Source organism: Pseudomonas entomophila, from assembly GCF_013523165.1.
GTDB classification, from domain to species: Bacteria; Pseudomonadota; Gammaproteobacteria; order Pseudomonadales; family Pseudomonadaceae; genus Aquipseudomonas; species Aquipseudomonas entomophila_A.
Map to the genome: position 1 here is coordinate 1 of NZ_JAAMQI010000024.1, position 20,055 is coordinate 20,055.

A 20,055-nucleotide genomic window follows, 5' to 3' on the forward strand; every position below is an offset into this window, starting at 1 on the left:
CCCTTGCGCCCCTGTAAAACCGCTGGCCCTGTCGCGGCCCGGCAAGGCCGCACAGTTTGGACGCCATGGTAGGTCTGACAGACCAGGGCCATGCCCATAGGAGGGCTTGTCTGCGATGCAGGCGGTGACGGGTCGGACGCCATCGCGGGCAAGCCCGCTCCCACAGGCCCGTGGCGGCCGGTTTCATCGCGGCGTGGTCGTAGGTGTTTGGGCTGCATCACTGATCTGGCAGACCGGCGCATCCCCTTGTGGGAGCGGGCTTGCCCGCGATGCAGGCGGTGCCGGGCCGAATGCTATCGCGGGCAAGCCTGCTCCCCACACAGGCTGTATGAAAGCGCTGAAGGTCCGTGTTGGGCCGCAGCGCTGATGGGTCAGAACCCTACCGTCGCCGACAGCAGGTACGTCCGGGGTGTTGACAGGGTCAGCCCTGGTTCACTGTCATCCGGCGCGCCTGCCGAGCTCCAGTAATGATCGTCCAACACGTTCTCGACGCTCGCACGCAGCGTGACGTCCTTGTGGTCGATCTTGAAGGCATACCGAGCGCCCAGGTCGAAACGCTTCGAAGCGTCGATCGCCTTGCTGTTGGCCTGGTCCAGGTACTGTGAGCCGGTGTAGATCCCGCGCCCGGTCAGGGTCAAGCCGGTGACACCGGGTACGTCCCACTCAGCGCTGAGGTTGACGTTGTACTCGGGCGTGGCCGGCGCACGGTTGCCGTCGAAGGCGCCGCTGACGGTGCCGGTGAGCTGACTGTCGAGGTACATCACACCCCCCAGCAGGCGCACGCCGCTGACCGGCTCGCCGAACACGGTCAGCTCGACGCCGTCGTTGCGTCGCTTGCCATTGGGGCCGAACACCCGCGAGGTGGCGTTGGTCTCGTAGGCGGGCTGCCGGATGCGAAACACGCTGGCGGTAAGGGCCACATCGCCCAGGTCGTACTTGGCGCCGACCTCGACCTGCCGGCTCACGAACGGCGGGAAGATCTCGTCCTCGTTGATCGACACCGACGGTGCGATCTTGCCCTGGCTCAAGCCTTCCATGTAGTTGGCGTACACCGATAGCCGATCGCTGACCCTGTACAACAGGCCGCCCGAGGGCGAGACCTTCTCCTCGTCGTAGCCCGTGTCGCCCTTGATGCCCTCTTCCCAGTCGTCGACCTTGACCCGCTGCCAGCGCGCCCCCAGGGTCAGTTGCAGACGGTCCTCGAAGAAGCCCAGGGTGTCGCTCAGCGCCACGCCGCTGAAGCGGTTTTCCGTGTAGACCTTGGAATCGAGTCGGGTGGGGATGGCTGGCGCGGCTGTCTCTTTGGGGTGGTATAATTTGCTGCGTGCCGTGGCGTAGCGGCTGCCACCGTTGGTGAAGTCCATGTAGAAATGCGTGGCCGACAGGTTCACTTCATGGCTCACCGTCCCGGTCTGGAACCAGTTGCGTACGCCGACGGTGGCCGTGCGCACGCGCTCGTCGCGGGTGAAGTCGCGTGGCTGGACGTTGAAGTCACCGGCATCGTTGACCACCGACACGGCATGGCGCAGGAAGTCGTGATCGCTCTTGCGGGCCCCGACACCGCCGTAGAGCATGACCGCGTCACTGACGTCGTACTCGCCCTGCACGGTGGCGAAGGTGTCTTCGGTGCGGGCCTTGCTCCAGGGCTGGGCGTAGTTGTGGCGCACGTCATCGGCCTTGGGCACCTTGGCATTGGCGGCGACCAGCACACGCTCCTGGGGTGCGTCGGTGTCGCGCTCGGTGTGGCCGATATCGGTCGACAGGCGCAGGCGCTCGCCGCGAACGTCCAGCCCGAGCACGGCCATTTCGCGGTTCACGCGCTGGTGATCCCATTCGGTGTCGCCTGACTGCTTGACGCCGTTGAAGCGAATGCCGAACAGGTCGCCCTCACCAAAACGCCGCCCCACATCCACTGCCGCGCCGACCTGACCCTTGGAGGCATAACTGGTGGTGAACTCGGTGATCGCGGTATCGGTGGCACGTTTGGGCACCACGTTGATGCCCCCGCCGACGCTGCCACGGGGCGAGATGCCGTTGATCAGCTGGCTTGGCCCTTTGATGATGTCCACCCGTTCGGCCATCGCCATGTCGATGGTGTAGGTCGGCAGGATGCCGTACAGGCCGTTGTAGGACACGTCGCTGTTGTACAGGCTCAGGCCGCGGATGGTGAACTGCTCGAAGCGCCCCCCTGCCGGGTTGGTGGCGCGCACCGAGGGGTCGCTGGCGATCAGGTCGCCCAGGGTGCGGGCCTGCTGGTTCTGTATGGCCTGCTGGGTGTAGGTGATCACGCTGAAGGGCGTGTCCATGAAGTCGCGCGACCCCAGCAACCCCTGGCTGCTCTTGCGCGCCACCTGGCCGCCCGCATACGCCTGGCCCTCGGTGGTGGCGCCCGCGCCCAGGATCGAGATCGGCGCCAGCTCGAGGCCGGTGCCTTCAGGCGCCGGAGCCAGCGTGTAGGCCTGCGCGCTGAGCGGGACCCACTGCAGCCCCGAGCCCTGCAACAACCGGGTGAAGCCCTCCTCGATCGCGAACTTGCCCGACAGGCCGGGGCTGCGCCGCCCCTCGACCAGCGCAGGGTCGACGGAGAGGTCGACGCCGGCCTGGCCGGCGAAACGGGTCAGGGCCACGCCGAGGGTGCCTGCCGGCACGGCATAGGCGCGCCGGGCCAAGGGGTCGGCCCAGGCATCGGTCATGAACAAGGGGCTGGTAGTGATCGTCAGCAGCAGGCTGGCGCGCAACAGGGGACGCAGGGAGGGGGTACGAACGGCGGGCATGGCGGAAGGCTCTCGTTGTTTTGCTCTTGCCTGGAATGACCGACGAGACGAAAAAAGGGGACAGCCTCACGTCGTCTTTTTTGCAGCGCCCTGCCCCCTGGGCACCAGGGTGACCCAATAGCGCGTGCGCGCCTGCACCTCCAGCGGCAGTGTGGCGGCCAGCAGCGTCAGGACGCGGTCGGTGTCGTCGAGCCTGAAGCTGCCCGTCACCCGCAGCCGCTCCAGGGCCGGATCCCACCGCAACAACCCCGGGCGATAGCGCGACAGCTCTCGCAACAGCTCGCCCAGGGGCTGGTCCTGCATGCTCAGCACGGCCTCGCGCCAGCCCGGCAAGGCGGCGTCGAACGTGCGGGCCTGCCCTGCCCCTTCACGGCCCAGGTCGATCTGCTGCCCGGCGTGCAGCGTCAGCGTCGATCCCGTCCTGGGGGACACGTGGACACTGCCGGCGACCACCGACACTCGGCACTGGGCCCCCTCCAGACGAACGCAGACATCGGCCTGCCTGACGTCGAGGCGACCCTGGTCGGTCTCGATGTGCCAAGCGGTGCCGATGGGCACGCGCAGGGCCAGCTCGCCGCGGATAAGCGTGACCTGTCGAGCGGCCTGATCGAGGTTCGCCGCGCTGTCGGTGTTCAGGTGCAGCACGCTGCCGTCGGCCAGGACCCATCGGCTCTGCTCGCCGACGGCGGTGCGCAGGTCGGTGCCCCAGGTTTCCAGTGGCCACTGCCTGTTCGCCAGCCAGGCGCTGGGCAGCAGCGCCAGGACGCCCAAGGCACCTTTGAGCACCTGGCGTCGGGTCGCGCCGGGGCGGTCGAGGGTGGCCATGGCCAGGCCGCTGGGCAGCGCGGCGAAGCGCTGACGCAAGTGCTGGGCCTTCTGCCACGCCTGCTCGTGGGCAGCGTCGCGCTCGCGCCATTGCCGCAGGCGCTCATGATCCTGCTCGCTGGCCTGGCCGGATTCGAGCAGTGCCAGCCAGCGTGCGGCGCTGCGGATGGCGTCGAGCGCCGCGTCCGGCGCAGTCGATCGACTCACAGGTCCGCCAGCAGGCAGTGCTCGTAGGCTTGGGCCATGTAGCGTTTGACGGTCCGCTCGGAGACGGCCAGGCGCTCGGCGATGGCGCGATAGCCCAGGCCATCGAGCTGGCTCCAGAGAAACGCCCGGCGCACGGCCGACGGCAAGCCTTCCAACAGCGCATCGAGCGCATGCAGCGTTTCGAGCAGCAGCCAACGGTGCTCAGGCGACGGCACGTTGTCTTCCGGCAGCCGCGCCAGTGCGTCCAGGTACGCCTGTTCGAGGCTGCGACGTTGATGGAAATTGCTGAGCAGGCGCTTGCCGACGGTGACCAGGTAGGCACGCGGCTCGCGCAACTCGGTTAGCGATTGCGTGCTGCACAGCACCCGCACGAAAGCGTCCTGGCTCAGGTCGGCAGCATCCCAGGCGTTGCCCAGGCGCCGGCGCAACCAGCTCTCCAGCCAGCTATGGTGGTCGCGGTAGAGCGTCTGCACCGTCTGCGGTGGAAGCGTCTCTGCTGGGGTCATGTCAGGGGCCTTGGACCAGGACGGCGGTAAATGAGAGTGATTCTAATTAGTACCGCGTGCGCCGTCCATGCCCCTGTGCGACACGGCGCAGGTCCTCGGAGCCCCTGCGCGTGCGTGGGAGGCGCTCGATCAGAAGTCGATCGTGCCGGAGAACTTCACCAGCCGCGGATCGCCCTGGGTCAGGTAACCGCCGTTGGCCGAAGCCCAGTAGTTCTTGTCCGTGAGGTTTTCGACGTTCACCCGCAAGGTGAGGTCCTTCTCGGCCACGCGCATCGTGTAGCGGGCACCGGCATCGAAGCGGTTCCAGGTCGGCAGGCTGAGGGTATTGGCAGCATCGACGAACTGCCCACCGGTGCGCAGCATACGCGCATTGAGCGCCAGGCCAGGGACGCCGGGCACGTCCCAGTCGACGCTGGCGTTGAGCTGGAAGGTCGGCACGCCGATGGCATGGTTGCCGTCGTTGGCGCCGTTGGCGGTGTTCTTCTGCTCCGAGGTCATGCGGGTGCCGCCGGCCATCACGCGCAGGCCTTCGATAGGCTCGCCGAAGAGGCTGAGTTCGAGGCCTTTGTTGATCTGCTCGCCGTCGCGGATGTAGCGGTCACCTGAGGTATAGCCGTCGGATGGCTTCTCGATGCGGAACACGGCCAGGCTGGCACCGTAGGTCTGTCGGTCGAACTTGATGCCCGCCTCGAGCTGCTTGGTGCGGCCTGGGGGGAACATTTCGCCGACATTGACGACGTTGGCAGGCGCGGTCGGCCCCTGGGCCAGGCCTTCGATACGGTTGGCGTAGAGCGAGAGGCTGTCGGTAGGTTTGAAGACCAGGCCGTAGACCGGTGTGGTGATGCCTTCGTCGTAGGGTTCGCCATTGCGGCTGCCGTCGCGATAGGGGCGCGCAGGCGTTACCGGAGAGGTGCCGTCGTAGTAGTAGTTCTCGACACGCAGTTGTTGACGGCGAATGCCGTAGGTCAGCAGCAGGCGGTCGTCGAACAGGCCGATCGTGTCGGACAACGCGATGCTGCGATTGCGCGTCTTGGCGGTCACACCGGGATCCCCCATGTCGCCGCCAGTGCTGGTCGCAAGCGTGGGTTTGGCGAATGCAACGCCGTCGTAGATGTGGGTCGGGCGTGCGCTGTAGAACACGTAGGCGTTTTCAGCCTGGGTCCAGAGCATGCTGGCGCCCAGCGCGATCTGATGGCTTACCGCACCCGTTTGCAGGCGCCCGTTGAGGCCCGTACTGAAACTGCTGTTGTCCTCGCCATGAACGATATCGGAAGCGGTAATGTTCGCCGCGCCGCTGTTACCCGTCAGCACGGGCGTACCATACGTACCCTGCTCGCGTGTATGCCGCGCGCCCCCGGCCAGGTAGGCGGTCCAGCTGTCGTTCAGGTCCCACTCGCCGCGCAGCATGCCGAACGTGTCTTCCGACTCGCTGTAGCTCCAGGCCTGCCCGTAGTTGTGGCTGGCATCCGGCGCGGTCGGCACCTGGGTGGCGGTGCCAGGGCGTACCGAGTTGCGCAGGTGGTTGATGCGCTGCTTCTGGTAGCCGAAGTCGGTGGATACACGCATGTCGTCGCCTCGGTAGTCGAGCCCGGCGACGAACAGCTTGGTGCGCTGGTCCTGGTCGTCGATGGCGGTCTCGCCCTCGCGCTGGCTAAGGTTCAGTCGCGCACCGAAACGATTGTCCTCGCCAAAACGCTGGCCGATGTCCAGGTGCTCGCCAATGCGCCCATCGCTGCTGATGTCCTGGGTGTAGCGACGTGTCGGCACCTCGTCGGCGCGCTTGGGCTGCAGGTTGACGTTGCCGCCCAGGCCGCTGCCGGTCGGGCTGACGCCGTTGAGGAAGGCGTTCGGCCCCTTGAACACCTCCACCCGCTCGACGCCGTCGGTGGACATGATCTGCCGCGGCAGGATGCCGTACAGCCCGTTGAAGGCGATGTCGTCACCGGCCAGCGGCAGGCCACGGATCACGAACACCTTGGCCTGGTTGCCGAAGCCGAAGGACTCGCGCACCGAAGGGTCGTTGGCCAGCACGTCGCCGATGTCCTCGGCCTGCTGGTCCTCGATCACCTTGGCGGTGTAGCTGGTGAGGGAGAACGGCACGTCCAGGTTGTCCTGATTGCCGAGCACGCCCAGTTGTCCGCCGCGGGCCACTTGGCCACCGGCAAAGACCTCGGGCAGCGTGCTGGGGGTGCGCTTGAAGGCATCGGCGTTGACGTCGGTCGCTTCCAGTTCGAGGGGCTCGGCGGCGTTGGCCATCAGGGTGGCCGAACAGCAGAACGCGAGCAGGGTCGGGCGTGACGGGAAGCGAGGGGCCATCGAATGGGTCCTGGATAAGGGGGCAACAACCGGAACTTGAATGGTAATGCTTCGCAACTGTGAACAGCAAGCATTGACGTCGAAGACGTGGATTGAATACGAGAAACTAGAAGTCCCTTTCGATACCACTTCCCTCCACTAGGGTGTGCAACGACTTTCTCAAGAGATCGATACTTTCTTCATCGATTGCCGTTCCTTGAAATTCGGCAACGATGGTCTCGCCATTGAAATGCTCTTGAACATTCGATTTTATCTCCACCTTCAGCCTGCTCTCCGAAAGCCCTATCTTTTGTATGGCGCCTGCGATTTCGTACTCTGTGCTCTCGGTCTGAAGGCCAATGTCGCCTTCGGTGAAAGGGATGTCTTCGTCATCCAAACGGGTCATGATGATGAAGTTGTGTGGATCAGCTGCATCATCACCCACTGCAACGATCAGGACGTCATCTTCTTCGTAGCACTTTATATGGGTAGCGTTAAAGACCTTCATATCCACCTCTGTCTTCATTTCGCATTCAGCACCCGCGCTTTGCGGTCAGCTCATTCTACGGATCGTATCGGTACGCTTGAACCGGCACTCGAGTAGCCTCGCCTCTTGCCAAGCGACTGCGAAATCGGCGTGGCGAGACGAAAGGATGACTTCACGCCCAAAACAGCGAAACACCCATGCGCACGATCAGCGCCACCAGCAGCACCAGAAACAGTATGCGAATCACGCCACTGCCGTAGCGCAACGCAATGAAGGCACCCACGACGGCCCCGGCCATATTGCACACCCCCACCAGCCCGCCGATCAGCCACAGCACATGACCGGACGGCGCGAAGAACAGCAGCGCGGCGCTGAAGGTGCCCAGGTTGATGAGCTTCGCCGAGGCCGAGGCGTTGAGGAAGTCGAAGCCGAAGACGCGGACGAACACGAACAGCAGCAGGCTGCCGCTGCCTGGGCCGAAGACACCGTCGTAGAACCCGATCGCGGCGCCGAAGCCGATACCGGCCCACAGCCTGCCGATGCCGTAGCGAGGGTGGGCGTGCAGGCGTCCCAGGTCCTTCTTGATGAAGGTGTAGATCGCCATGACCACCAGCAGAACGAAAACGGCGTACTGCATGAGGGCCTTGGGAATCAGTGCGACGGACAGCGCGCCCAGGTAGGCGAACAGGAACGCGGCCATGAACATGGGCAGCAGCAGCCACCAGACCAACGTCACCCGTTTAAGGTAACGCGGCAGTGCGGCCACGCTGCCCATCCAGACCGCCAGCTTGTTGGTGCCGAAGACCGTCGCCAGGCTGGTGCCAGGCAAGGCGTGCATGAGGGCTGGCAGCTGGATGAGCCCTCCTCCGCCCACCGCGGCGTCGATGAGACCGCCGCAGAAGGCGAAAAGGCCGAGGACAATCAATTGATAATCTAAGCTCATGTCGATCATATTATCTTTGCGCAATATTTATCAAAGATGACCTCAACTCTTGATGGCAGAAAATATGACTCCCAGAATTGCTAGCTTGATAGCAACTCGGCCAACCCACGAAATGCCTGACCAACCCTAAGATTATAGTCGAGCATTATTGAGGATAGCTCATCAACATTAAAAGTCTCCTCTAAAAAATTAGCATACAGCTGAGTAGCTGCAAGCGCATGCAGTCCATGCCTCATTTCCACATCACCTGAATGCCCCATCACATAGGCCTTTGCACACCGAAGAAGCTTCTTATCATCTCGCAAATGAGGACTATACAGAAGGATTAGATCTTCAACAAACTGGGCAAGAAAATTGTATTCCGACCCGCTCCAAAATTCTGAAGAGACTGAAACCATCATAGCTCGCAGCATTGCTTTCTTATGGAGAACGTCACCTATTGCACTTTTACATCCAGCCACGCCTACATCATATAGATACTCTGAGAATGCACTACAAGCGCTTACCTCTTCATGCGGAGCGAATTCCGGAATATTGAAAGCCCGCCTCATATGACTGAACATTCCATCATGGCTTGCCTGACCCAATCCAAAATCATCTTTAGCAACTTCGTGCATATGCGCCATAACTCGATGATAAAGTTCAGCATTTTCAGCACCAATACAATGGGCATCTGCCGCGAGTCGCATGATTACCTTGCACGAAACCAAACTCGTGGTTTTATGAGTCTCATTCCAACCCTTGAAAAAACCAGCTAACTTATTAGAGCCTGGCCTCTTGAAAAGCGCGGCAAAAGTCTCCGCCGCATAGCACTGGGCTTGCGCAGTGACAGTGTCATTCAATACATAATCTATAGCTGCTTGAATTTCTTTAACCTTTCTCGAGTCTGCTGCAATAGGCGGCTTACGTGTATTTTTGTCAATCCAGCGAGCCGGCGTTGCAATCTTGCTAAAATCCGCTGGCAAGCACTCTAAAAATTTTTTACTAATGCAATGCATTGAGTTGTAATGCGCCTTTAAAACAGGATAGTTTTGTAATTTTTTTCACACATTTTCGATGCGCCCATGATTTGCTCCCTGTTTATAATCTATGCCCAGCCAAGTCTTGAAGCTTTCCAGCCAAGGCAGCGTGATCCTATATGAGCTTACAGACATCAACAATTAACTTATAATGAACATACTGCTCACTTTAAAATGAGGATTCCGATGGAACTATCTCAACTTAAAATTTTTAAAACTGTAGCAGACCACGGAAGCATAAGCCGCGCCGCCACACAACTTCACTGCGTACCTTCCAACATTACAAATAGGATAAAGTCGCTTGAAAGAGAACTAGGCGTCACATTATTCAATAAAAAAGGAAGAGGTCTTGTCATCAGCACTGCCGGCGAGATACTTCTAGATTATGCAAATCAAATTATTCTCCTATCACAAGAAGCTAGCCGCTCCCTAACGCCAAACTCAGAACCCAAGGGCTTACTAAAAATAGGATCTATTGAGTCGGCTGCTGCGAGACGACTACCTAAACTTCTGATGAAGTGTCGGCAACATTATCCAAACCTGCAAATACAACTAACTATTGCTCAATGGCCGGAGCTTATCGATGCGGTAATAAACCATAATCTCGATGGAGCGATCATAGCCAACGACTATCCACATGCAGACCTTTCTTATACTAAAATTTCCGAAGAAACTCTCGTAGTTGTATCGCCTTCCACGAGTGGTTCCTTCGCAACACAAGACGAAGTTGCCAAAGAGTGCATTTACATGTGGCCCTTGGGATGTCCATACCGGAAAGCCCTAGAAACATGGCTCACGCAAAGTACTGTGCCGTACAAAATAACAACCATCAGAAGCTATGGGACAATTATAAGCTTTATCAAGGCAGGCCTAGGCATCTCAGTTATGCCAGAAAGTCTTTTCCGTCAAGTTGAAAACAACCCAAACATAACTGGACATTATGTACCAAGTTTTTCAGCGGTAAAAAACCATATAGTATGGAACAAAAATTCAGGCCCCCATAGACTGAGGAATATTTTTTTGGAAATACTCAACTTGAGTGATAACAGAACCCCTTGAAACCGTTAACAATTTTGGCCATGGCGTACGCGCCGACACTTCAGAAGAAATTACTTACAAACAGCTTCGCTTTGGGATATCTGGAAGTAAACTCAAATATCAGTTTGAAAAAAATTCGATGCATTCCTACTAGGTTCTTTATTTCTGTATATGTCTGCCAAGATTAACTCAAAATGAGCATTCACTCACGTCAAGGGGAGCTGTCCACAATCAAAAGCAAACATATAGGGCGAGCTGGAGTGGCTATCTCGAAGCTTTTTGCGAGCTTGTCGGAGCGCGTGACGATCCGACGGTTCTCTTTCGGCCAGCCAAAGATACGCTTGATGACGTTGTGTTTACGGTACTTGGATCGGTCAAACAACCGGGGCAAGCCAGGCCTGGGTTTACGCTTCATCGAACGCAATGGAATCACCGACCTCATCCGATAATCGTCACAGTAGCGGCGCAGCGCTTCGCAGTCGTAGCCTTTGTCGGCAAGCAGTCACTTGCATCGCTTCCGCGGACGACCGCGACCGTTCGAAGGGATACTGACGTCGTCCAAAAGCGGCTGAGCATAGGCAATGGCGCTGGCCTGACCGCCGGAAAGCACGAAGCGTAGCGGCACACCTTGGGCATCACACAGCATATGGATCTTGGTAGTCAGCCCGCTGCGACTGCGGCCTAAAGCATGGTCGGCAGGTTCTTCAGCCCCCTTTTTCCCGGCGCCTGAGGAGGCTCGGGTAGCGCGTACAGCGGTCGAATCGAGCATCCAGACCTGCAAGTCTATGAGGCCTTGATCATTGAGTTTCAGATGCAAGCGTCTGAGCATCTGGTCGAACATGCCTTGATTACGCCACGTCCGGAATCGCTGGTATACCGTGGACTAGGGCCGAATCGCTCTGGCATGTCTCGCCAGGCGGCACCTGACTACAGGACCCAAAGAACTCCACCGAGCATCAGGAGATCGCTCAAGCGTGGCCGGCCTCGATTGCACTTTTCCATGAACAGGTCAGCCACCATGGCCCAGGCTTCGTCTGAGAGTTCATAACGCTTTGCCATCACACAGAATCCATTGCTGCAGATGGCCGAAAACTCCACAAACCTTAGGTCATCAGGGGGCCGGATTAGGTTTCCTGAAATTTTGTATAGAGCCAAACGCAGGCACGGAAAACCTCAATTTACTTTTATTTCGGAAAAAACAGTGGGCAGTTTGCTCAGCACATCAGCTAGGACGCTCTGATTATCTTTAAGGACTTTGTAATCTATAATTTTTTTCCCAACCATGACTCGACCAAGTGCTTCAGCTAAGTATTTACATACCTCTCTATCAGCATAGCCTTGGCTGTGAAGCCAAAAATGAAACTCATCAAAAAGCCCAAACTTTAGTTGATTCTGCAAAACCCTGGCATTAGCAAGAATAGTTTCATCCAGCGCCTTACCTTCTACGATATCAGCCAGCCCACCGATCAGCAGCATTCCATCGTATGATATAGCGGAGCAGAAATCGACAATATGTTCTTGCGTAACTGTACGCATTTTTGTATTGGCCTGAATCTTTATTCCCGAGTCCTTTGCATAACTTAAAATACTGTAATAACTTTCACCTTTGCACCAACGCGCAGCCAATTCAACTGCCAGACTCGCAGGGCGAATATTGGAAATTATTTTAGCAGACGAATATTTCGTAATAATTGGCCAGCAAATACTCAGTAAATCCTGAGGTGATCCGCTAAATTCAAGATCCCAGATATTTTCATCAATCCAAGCCTCAATAAATCTTAGCTGATCAAGCCCTAGCAAAGTCTTTCCATAATAAGGGAGTTTTTCAGGCGGCACTGATTGCAAACGAAAATGAATTACCTCAAATACTTCTAGCAAGCGCGCTTTATCTTCATCATTGGCAAGGTGGTACGCCAAGGTTTCCCGCGCCAGATCAAGAAACAAATCTTTTTGAAGCAAGGTCTCATCATCTTTGAGCATAGATAGAAAATAACTTTCGATAGCACTGAGCGTCTGCTCTTTATCATCCATCTCAGCCATCAAAGTGCTGACATCGCCCCCACCCTCAGCTTCCCATGCTTTCCACTCAGCTCGTCGGGCGGATGGCCGGCGCACAAATTCGACAAGGTCATCGCTTGCGGCCTCGAACTCAAACGGCTTGATTACCTCAATCAAACTGCTTAAGCATTCCTCAGAATTATTAAAGTCAAGCAGCTTAAGTGCTTCTTCCCACCTTTTCTTGCTTTTCCAACCATATCGACCATCATAAAGCTTGGGGTTGGTAAAAATAATACTCCCCTCAGTATGGTAGCCCGCCCGTCCAGCTCGCCCAATTAAGTTCTGAAAATCCCTGGTAGATATTTTGCGACCCGCCTGCATCACATTAGATATTAATAAATATTTAATAGGTAAATTAACCCCTTGAGCAAGTGTCGAAGTACAAATCACAAGGTGAGCAGCCTTATGATCCATCGCCCATTCCACAGCGATCCTTAGGCCATTTGGCACAGCGGAACTATGAGGAAGAACACCTAAGGGAATAACCTTCGAGAATATATGCTTGTCTGAGAAGTGTAATTCCGACAGGAAAGCCAACTTTTCCAGCTCTATACCGTCTGAAATATCTTTTGGCGCCGGGGTATTAAACCCCCGCTCATAGGCTTTAGCCACTACCTTGCTAAGCGAAGCTATTGATCTTTTGTCTCCACAGAATATCGCAACTGGCCCTTGGCGACAAAGTCTCAGACCGAGATAACAAGAAATAGTCTGGCTTTTCTCTTTATCGGGAAAAATAAAATCTTTCTTCTCCCTGCCACGACGACCAAGGTTTACTTGCTGAATAATTTGAGGCACATAAAGGCCGCTGGCAGCTTTGTTATCCTGCCGCAAATAACTCAGCTGCCCCATGTCTGTGACCCAACTGAGGAATGCAACACTTTTGATCGAGGGTAGCCAGTTACTCCCTTGAATGTTGATTCCTGACTCTCCATTAAGCCATTCACCGATGGTTTCCGCATTTGGCATTACTGCGGAAATTAAAACCTTTTGAGCACTTTGCGGAATACTTTCTTTAAGCGAAGCGATCAAAAGCTCATACGTTACACCACGCTTACCACTATCAAACTGATGCCCTTCATCGAAAATTAGCAGGTCAATTTTTTCTGCCAATGATGGCTCATGACGAAGCAGATAAACCAGCTTCTCTGGAGTGGAAACGATGATGGTATGATCATGCCTCCCTTTGTAATCATCTCCCAGTAAGAACTTGAGAAACTCCTGCTCTTCATAATCAACATTTGTAACATCTCTCAGCTCATTAACATTAATCGAATCGTGCTCGAATGTACGCAAAAAACCCTGAGTAATTTCACGACACAACGCTCGGAACGGTGCAACGACTACGGCGAGCTTAGCTCGCCCTGAGAGAAATCCACTTCGAATAATCAACTCTGCGGATTTGGTTTTTCCAGCGCTTGTGGGCATCTGCATTACGGCTGAAATCCCCCGCAGCACCCCGAGACGACCAACTAGTCGTTGTCCAGGCCAAAATTCCTTCATAAAATGATCATTGTTCAGAACATGCTTCCACCGATCAATTTCAAGCCCTGAATATTTTGGCAAGCAAATCAGGGATGAGTTCTCTACCTTTCTTTTAATTAGCGCCGCGATTATATCAACAAGTAAAATTTCTCGATCTGTCCCGCTCAAATAAATCTGCTCCCTAAAGCTCACCAACTCATCCTCTACATCAGTAAGATCTGCCTCCATATTCATGAACGAGCGATATGTTCTCGCCATGTTAAAAATACTGTTATTAAAGAGCCTTGAAGGGACAAGGCTAAAGCCCTTATCCAACTCCGACTTAAGCAGCCACACGAGAAAGCGCTCTAATCCGCTATCCGTAAGTTCTACAGGTATATCTGCAACAGTCCTAGCCAAAACCAATGAGCTTCCTGGCATATCTGCAAGGTAGTAAGAAGAGGAGCTCAATACTCTTAAATACTCATCCGCACCCGAGCTGATTCTAGCTGTGCTCATGGACTCAAAATATTGACCGGCTAGGACTAACTGTTCTTTTAGGGTTTCTTTCAAAATCCTCCGCTCATCATTTGGCCTCGATTCTAGAGCGGCTAACTCGCCAAGAATACCAACCGTAAAGACCAATAAACGTTTCGGGTCTTGTTGGAGGGTTACGTGATATTTCTCATCGATACCAAACTCGTACTGCTTCGCCTTCACGCGGGTGACGTCCAAAATTACCCGCGCTTTTGTTTCAAGCTTCATCTGCCGCCCTCCGATATAGCTCGTGAACAAGGTCCATCAGCTGATCAGCACTCACAACTAACAATTCCAATTTATCGGCATTTGGGTGGTTACTGCAAATGGAGGTTGACACTATATCCTCGTCTACAGACGTAGATGTGCAGACAGCTGCCGCACCGTAGCAGCGCTTACAAGGATAATCGGGCTCACGCTGGAATCGTTCTACCAATTCCATTCCATTGAAATCGTCTCTATCATAGAGCTTTTGCTTCATTGCATTAAGTGACTCTGCAATTCGAAGCTCATCCTTTATAGAATGATCAATTGCATCTTGAAGCACATTATTTTTCGAATTCTCAGTCGCTTTTGCCTTGACCTCATAAATTAAAAGCTCGTCATTATCGCTAATAACATTTGGAGCTTTTTTGAATGCAATAACGTCAGAACCTTTTGTTGATTCATTAGCAATTGCCTTCCGATCATAGCGCGTGCGAGGGACGTGGTAATCTCTCAAATATTGTAGGTAATCTGCAATTAGGATTTCGGCAAAATCACCCGCTCGAATACTCGGACCAGGCGCGACACTTCTACTCGGAAACTTCTCTGAAGTCAGATATTCCGAATTGCTCATCATCGGATTTTTGATGAACTGCAAGTGCTTATCAAGACAGTAGTGGTTGCGAAAATGCCTAGCCCACTCAGACATGACCTTGACATCTAGAGCATCATATTTTAGAGCGAATACAGATATAGCTTGCCCGCAGGCAGATGTATACGTACCCGTTTGTTCAAGCCAAGCAAGATGACCTGCTACTAGTGACATGTCACACCTATGTGTATATCGCAAGCGACTGGACAGTTTTATGATTTTATTAACTTATTACCTAAATGTACCAGCGCTCTGACAGTTAATTCAATAGCGCCCACAGCCTTGCCTCTGTTCCATGCTGATTTCCCGCCACATTTCGAGCTTCTATGGGACTGCACCATCATCAGCGCCCCCTTTGAGCCGCATAGCTCACGCTGAGATAGCGTGTTTTCACCTCATTTTGATTCATCACTCCTCAGTACCGCATTTGATCTCGGTCATTCTTTCCTGAAAAGTTGGCGTCAGATCTTTGCGCACCCCTACTCACAACCCTCAGCCCGTGGTATCAATCTGAGGCCATCTAAATACATCGGGCCGTTTCGGCCGTATGAGAGAGAATGCCGCTCGAGATTTACCAGTGGGATGACATCGCGCAGAATTTCAAGGAGAAAGCATCTGCAAGCTGTTCTTCCAGAATTTATTGCATGGTTGTAAGCGCAGTCATACCTTTACCTTCGTTTAACGCAATAACTGCTCAATTAACATCCACCCAAAGAAAACTAGTCATAGCTATACAATTTTGGCGGCAATGTTTCCCTATCATCGACGGCCACATACAGCTTTTTTCCAACATTCCGAATATAACCTTTTTCTTTCATCTTAGCGAAAGCCATTGCGACATTCGATCGCCACTCCGCCAATGGAACTAACTCTAATACTTTGTATCGGCCATGGATTAGGTCGGCTGTCTCATCAACGGATATATGATTGTTTACCGCTAAAATCGCAATCCGAGACTGCACGAAAACGAAAGCTATCTCGTATAAAAGCCGGCCATTCGGTTTAGGAACCTGCAGCGCGTGGCTCCTGCGCTTGTTTACAGTCGCATGCATAAAAGCCCCTACAGCTGCCACCTCAATTGGAAGGTTACGCCTTAGCTGTGCAGCACTCTCTTTTGAAACTTGAGATGTAATCACCGCATCGTGCAACACAACTTTTTTTATCACTTCCTGGTCATATGGTAGCAACCTAGCTTCTGCCCTAGCACAAAGAGCGCAAACACTGTTACCAGAATTCAGGTGCGGAGTTACACCACCACAGTCTTTACAATTTTGCAAGGTAACAGCATGAAGACAGTATGAATTAACCCCCTCTTCCCTCACTGGCTCGACCATTTGAAACTTAGAAAGCGTAGCTCCATACCAGATGAAAATTGGGTGCATAATTACACGCTGCAAGTAATCAATCCAAAGATGGACCTGACTATCTTGAGTTTTAATTTCGATGACTAATGCATTCCAGGTTTTAGCCCACATAGCGTCAATGCTCATCATCCCGAGAGAGATGAGAGGAGTAGCTTCACTAACCCGGCTCCGGATTCGCAGTGGGTACTGTGCCTCCATCAGGAATGAGGCATTGTCCGGATTGTTTCGCAGCCTCGCCTGAAAATCTTGATGACCTCTCCATTCAGGATTGACGGCATTGTAAATCGCCACAAACCTTGTTGTAGCTCGTGAGTAGGCGTTAAATAGCTCGGCAGTGTCTAGGCTCTCCGCCCCTAACACAATTACCACCGGTGCTTCTAAACCTCGGAATTTAGCTATATTTTCAGTCGCGAGCTTTTTAGAACCGATCAAATCAACATAAAATTTTGAGTTGATTGCGCCCATTAAAATGACAATATCGCCCGGGCTTACTCCACCTTCGATTAATCCTTTTCTGATGCGGACAAGCTCTTGCCCAGGATCTAGGGTAATTATCTCGCGCGCAGTATCCTCCTCCACTATTCGAGGAGAAGACAATTGAAGCTTAGGAGGAACCACCTCAGAAAGAATTTCCGTAACGGCTTTAGGCATTCGCAGAATGATTGTGAGGGGGAATGCAGTTATCCCCAATACCTTTTCCAAGACACTCAATGTCACACCGCTCTTTTCAAAACTGAATACCTGAGTCTCATCGCAAAAAAATGTTATAGGCTTGTTTTCAAACCAGTCTACTAAAGTTTTGCACCAAGATTCAGCCAAGGCCTGAGATTCATCTACTACAAGCGCATCATACTCATCCATCAACCCTTCTCGGATAGCAGCATCTAGATGCTTGACGCAGTTTATTTTGTACCAAGCCTCACCAGCCGCGATCTGGCCCAAGGTATCCGATGCCAGGCGACAAAGCCCGTGCCATGTCAAAACTGTACATGCGCGATAACCTTCTAGCTGCTCACAGATGTGGTCTTTTAGTCGCTTGTTGAATGTGAGAACCAACACCCGCTTGCCGACAACCGAATATTTTCTTGTGGATTCGATAGCTATTAGGGTTTTTCCGGTGCCAGGCCAGCCTGTGATAAGAGACCTGCCACTTTGCATGACATTACGAACTACAGCACTCTGCTCACTCGTCAGTCGGAGCCACATTTTGTTGTCGAAGCGGATACGGCTTGCCCAACATGGGTGACCATCGATCTGGGGCGAAAGATAATCAATCAGTTGCTGAGTTCGATCCTGTCCTAAATCAGGATTTTTCAGCGCTTTCTTCCAATACGTCATCAGATTGATGATGTTCTGGGCTACGTCGGGGTAAGCTTCAATATCGATATACAGCGGCTGGGGTGGGGTTGATCGAGTGTCAAACATCCCAGGGATGTTGGCGCGATCAAAATCCGAATCAGGAAAAATAAATCCGTATCCGATCCTCAAACGCAGCGATGGCTCTGCCCCAAGCCAAGAAGCGAATCCATGGACATTCTTTTTCGTTTGACTCAATGGATCTATCTTGTAGCCCTTGCGAACGTGTATGAAACACGAATTCTGGAGCCGATAGACGCCGCTTTTGATTTCAAGGGCCAAGACCCCGTTCTCAGGATGGATGATTAGGAAGTCGATTTCACCAGTAGGCCTTGCTTCTCGATCAAGCTTGGTGACTGCGGAGCACAGCCACGGAAGGCTATGAATGACCGTGTATCCATCAGGGAGCTGGGTTTTCAGAACAGAATAAAGGTGACGTTCTCCATGGCTCTCTGTGTGGTGGGGGCCATGCTCCGGGATCATCCTTGCCATCTACAGCGTTCGTCCTAATCTGATTGACCAATCTGTCGCGATGATAGCACTTTAACGCCCCTTTGTTTTGCCGGATGGCGCCTGCAACCTTCCAGACTCTCCTGCCGGGGAAAGGAACCTAAAGGATGATGCTATCCAGCAGAACTCATCCCAAACATACCTTCAAACTTCTCAAAGACCGCTAAAGGCGTAGGAACACGACCAGTCCTTAGAAGCGTATAGCCGGGTACGTCTACTATAAGAGCGAAATTTCAGCCTTAGGCTCTGTACGAAATTTCAGTAAACCTAATCCGGCCCCCTGATGACCTAAGGTTTTGTAGAGTTTTCGGCCATCTGCAGCAATGGATTCTGTGTGATGGCAAAGCGTTATGAACTCTCGGACGAAGCCTGGGCCATGGTGGCTGACCTGTTCATGGAAAAGTGCAATCCAGGCCAGCCACGCTTGAGCGATCACCTGATGCTCGATGGTGTTCTTTGGGTCCTGTGCTCAGGTGCCGCCTGGCGAGACATGCCTGAGCGATTCGGTCCCTGGCCTACGGGGTACCAGCGATTCCGGCGTGGCGTAATCAAGGCACGTTCGACCAGATGCTCAGACGCTTGCATCTGAAACTCAATGATCAAGACCTCATAGACTTGCAGGTCTGGATGATCAATTCGACCGCTGTACGCGCTACTTGAGCCTCCTCAAGAGCCGGGAAAAAAGGGGCCAGAAGAACCTGCCGATCATGCTTTAGGCCGCAGTCGCGGCGGCTGACTACCAAGATTCATATGCTGTGTGATGCCCAAGGTGTGCCGCTACGCTTCCTGCTCTCCGGCGGTCAGGTCAGCGACATTGCTTATGCTCAGCCGCTTTTGGACGACGTCAGTATCCCTTCGAGCGGTCGCGGTCATCCGCGCAAGCGATGCAAGTGGCTGCTTGCCGACAAAGGCTACGACTGCGAAGCGCTGCGCCGCTACTGTGACAATTATCGGATGAGGTCGGTCATTCAACTGCGCTCGATGAAGCGCAAACCCAGGCCTGGCTTGCCCCGGTTGTTTGACCGACCCAAGCACCGTAAACGCAACATCATCGAGCGTATGTTTGGCTGGCTGAAAGAGAACCGCCGGATCGTCACACGCTTTGACAAGCTCGCAAAAAGCTACGCCGCCATGGTCTCACTGGCTTGTGCCATGCGGTGTTTGCGATATCTTTTTTCGTACAGAGCCTAGTAGTCAGTCCGCCGCGACTACGGCCTAAAGCGTGATCGAAGGGCTCTCCAGACTCCCTTTTTTCCCGGCGCTTGAGGAGGCTCGGGTAGCACGTACAACGGTCGAGTCGATCATCCAGACCCGCAAATCTATGAGGCCCTGGTCATTGAGTTTCAAATGCAAACGTCTAAGCATCTGTTCGAACGTGCCTTGATTTCGCCATCTCCTTAACCGCTGGTACACCGTGGACCAGGAACCTAATCGATCAGGTATGTCTCGTCAGGCGGCACCTAAGCATAAGACCCAAAGAACGCCATCAAGCATTAGGCGATCGTTCAAGCGTGGCCGACCTCGATTTGCGCTTTTAAACGAATAGGTCAGCCGCCATGGTCCAAGCTTCGTCTGAGATTTCATAACACTTTGCCATCACACAGAATCCATTGCTGCAGATAGTCGGAAGCTCTATAAAACCTTAGGTCATCAGGGGGGCCGGATTAGGTTTCCTAAAATTTCGTACAGAACCTAAGCTGGTTGATCGATCAAAAGCGGATGCAGGTCATTGACCCTGAGCACTACGCACGCTCAATGGCGCCCATCAACTAAGCCTCCACTTTATTGACTGACGAGTGGGCACCTCCCTGCACCAGGC

Annotated in this window: 11 protein-coding genes and 3 pseudogenes; 2 read left to right on the forward strand and 12 right to left on the reverse strand. The window is 54.1% G+C overall.

What is annotated here, in order from left to right; translation table 11 throughout:
• Positions 1–371: 371 nt before the first annotated feature.
• The 7 genes from G7Z99_RS16630 to G7Z99_RS16660 form a co-directional block, all read right to left on the reverse strand.
• The gene (locus G7Z99_RS16630) at positions 372–2,774 is read right to left on the reverse strand and encodes a TonB-dependent receptor (RefSeq protein WP_181095706.1); all 2,403 of its coding nucleotides are present in this window, start codon (positions 2,772–2,774) and stop codon (positions 372–374) included.
• A 66-nt stretch (positions 2,775–2,840) separates the two neighbouring features.
• Complete coding sequence (locus tag G7Z99_RS16635) at positions 2,841–3,806, reverse strand: FecR domain-containing protein (protein WP_181095708.1); 966 nt, start codon at positions 3,804–3,806, stop codon at positions 2,841–2,843.
• On the reverse strand, positions 3,803–4,312 hold the full coding sequence (locus G7Z99_RS16640; RefSeq protein ID WP_181095710.1) for a sigma-70 family RNA polymerase sigma factor: 510 nt from the start codon (positions 4,310–4,312) through the stop codon (positions 3,803–3,805). The genes G7Z99_RS16635 and G7Z99_RS16640 overlap by 4 nt, the downstream gene beginning before the upstream one ends.
• Before the next feature lie 129 nt (positions 4,313–4,441).
• Positions 4,442–6,628 carry a TonB-dependent receptor gene (locus G7Z99_RS16645; RefSeq protein WP_181095712.1) on the reverse strand — a complete coding sequence of 729 codons (2,187 nt, stop codon included), beginning with the start codon at positions 6,626–6,628 and terminating at the stop codon, positions 4,442–4,444.
• A 106-nt stretch (positions 6,629–6,734) separates the two neighbouring features.
• Complete coding sequence (locus tag G7Z99_RS16650) at positions 6,735–7,133, reverse strand: hypothetical protein (RefSeq protein ID WP_181095714.1); 399 nt, start codon at positions 7,131–7,133, stop codon at positions 6,735–6,737.
• Positions 7,134–7,266: 133 nt separating this feature from the next.
• Positions 7,267–8,037, reverse strand: coding sequence for a sulfite exporter TauE/SafE family protein (locus tag G7Z99_RS16655; protein ID WP_181095716.1), 771 nt, complete (start codon positions 8,035–8,037; stop codon positions 7,267–7,269).
• 80 nt (positions 8,038–8,117) lie between these two features.
• Positions 8,118–9,035: a hypothetical protein gene (locus tag G7Z99_RS16660; protein ID WP_181095718.1), complete on the reverse strand. Its 918-nt coding sequence runs from the start codon at positions 9,033–9,035 to the stop codon at positions 8,118–8,120.
• A 207-nt stretch (positions 9,036–9,242) separates the two neighbouring features.
• On the opposite strand from G7Z99_RS16660, the gene G7Z99_RS16665 reads away from it, so the two are divergent.
• On the forward strand, positions 9,243–10,115 hold the full coding sequence (locus G7Z99_RS16665) for a LysR family transcriptional regulator (protein WP_181095720.1): 873 nt from the start codon (positions 9,243–9,245) through the stop codon (positions 10,113–10,115).
• A gap of 250 nt (positions 10,116–10,365) precedes the next feature.
• Here G7Z99_RS16665 and G7Z99_RS16670 read toward each other — a convergent pair.
• The 4 genes and pseudogenes from G7Z99_RS16670 to G7Z99_RS16685 form a co-directional block, all read right to left on the reverse strand.
• Positions 10,366–11,153: pseudogene (locus G7Z99_RS16670) on the reverse strand (IS5 family transposase); the annotation flags it as partial.
• 114 nt (positions 11,154–11,267) lie between these two features.
• Complete coding sequence (locus tag G7Z99_RS16675; RefSeq protein ID WP_181095722.1) at positions 11,268–14,378, reverse strand: DEAD/DEAH box helicase; 3,111 nt, start codon at positions 14,376–14,378, stop codon at positions 11,268–11,270.
• The gene (locus tag G7Z99_RS16680; RefSeq protein WP_181095724.1) at positions 14,368–15,180 is read right to left on the reverse strand and encodes a Hachiman antiphage defense system protein HamA; all 813 of its coding nucleotides are present in this window, start codon (positions 15,178–15,180) and stop codon (positions 14,368–14,370) included. Before G7Z99_RS16680 ends, G7Z99_RS16675 begins: the two co-directional genes overlap by 11 nt.
• A 545-nt stretch (positions 15,181–15,725) precedes the next feature.
• Positions 15,726–18,218: a nuclease-related domain-containing DEAD/DEAH box helicase gene (locus tag G7Z99_RS16685; protein ID WP_181095726.1), complete on the reverse strand. Its 2,493-nt coding sequence runs from the start codon at positions 18,216–18,218 to the stop codon at positions 15,726–15,728.
• Positions 18,219–18,573: 355 nt separating this feature from the next.
• On the opposite strand from G7Z99_RS16685, the pseudogene G7Z99_RS16690 reads away from it, so the two are divergent.
• Positions 18,574–19,427, forward strand: a pseudogene (locus G7Z99_RS16690) (IS5 family transposase).
• On the opposite strand, the pseudogene G7Z99_RS19920 reads toward G7Z99_RS16690, so the two are convergent.
• Positions 19,420–19,833, reverse strand: a pseudogene (locus tag G7Z99_RS19920) (IS5 family transposase); the annotation flags it as partial. The pseudogenes G7Z99_RS16690 and G7Z99_RS19920 sit on opposite strands and share 8 nt — an antisense overlap.
• Positions 19,834–20,055 lie beyond the last annotated feature (222 nt).

Bases quoted from the DNA above. Each gene is read 5' to 3' on its own strand.
- G7Z99_RS16630 (WP_181095706.1), bottom strand. From the start codon at position 2,774: ATGCCCGCCGTTCGTACCCCCTCCCTGCGTCCCCTGTTGCGCGCCAGC.
- G7Z99_RS16640 (WP_181095710.1), bottom strand. From the start codon at position 4,312: ATGACCCCAGCAGAGACGCTTCCACCGCAGACGGTGCAGACGCTCTAC.
- G7Z99_RS16645 (WP_181095712.1), bottom strand. From the start codon at position 6,628: ATGGCCCCTCGCTTCCCGTCACGCCCGACCCTGCTCGCGTTCTGCTGT.
- G7Z99_RS16650 (WP_181095714.1), bottom strand. From the start codon at position 7,133: ATGAAGACAGAGGTGGATATGAAGGTCTTTAACGCTACCCATATAAAG.
- G7Z99_RS16655 (WP_181095716.1), bottom strand. From the start codon at position 8,037: ATGAGCTTAGATTATCAATTGATTGTCCTCGGCCTTTTCGCCTTCTGC.
- G7Z99_RS16660 (WP_181095718.1), bottom strand. From the start codon at position 9,035: ATGCATTGCATTAGTAAAAAATTTTTAGAGTGCTTGCCAGCGGATTTT.
- G7Z99_RS16665 (WP_181095720.1), top strand. From the start codon at position 9,243: ATGGAACTATCTCAACTTAAAATTTTTAAAACTGTAGCAGACCACGGA.
- G7Z99_RS16675 (WP_181095722.1), bottom strand. From the start codon at position 14,378: ATGAAGCTTGAAACAAAAGCGCGGGTAATTTTGGACGTCACCCGCGTG.
- G7Z99_RS16680 (WP_181095724.1), bottom strand. From the start codon at position 15,180: ATGTCACTAGTAGCAGGTCATCTTGCTTGGCTTGAACAAACGGGTACG.
- G7Z99_RS16685 (WP_181095726.1), bottom strand. From the start codon at position 18,218: ATGGCAAGGATGATCCCGGAGCATGGCCCCCACCACACAGAGAGCCAT.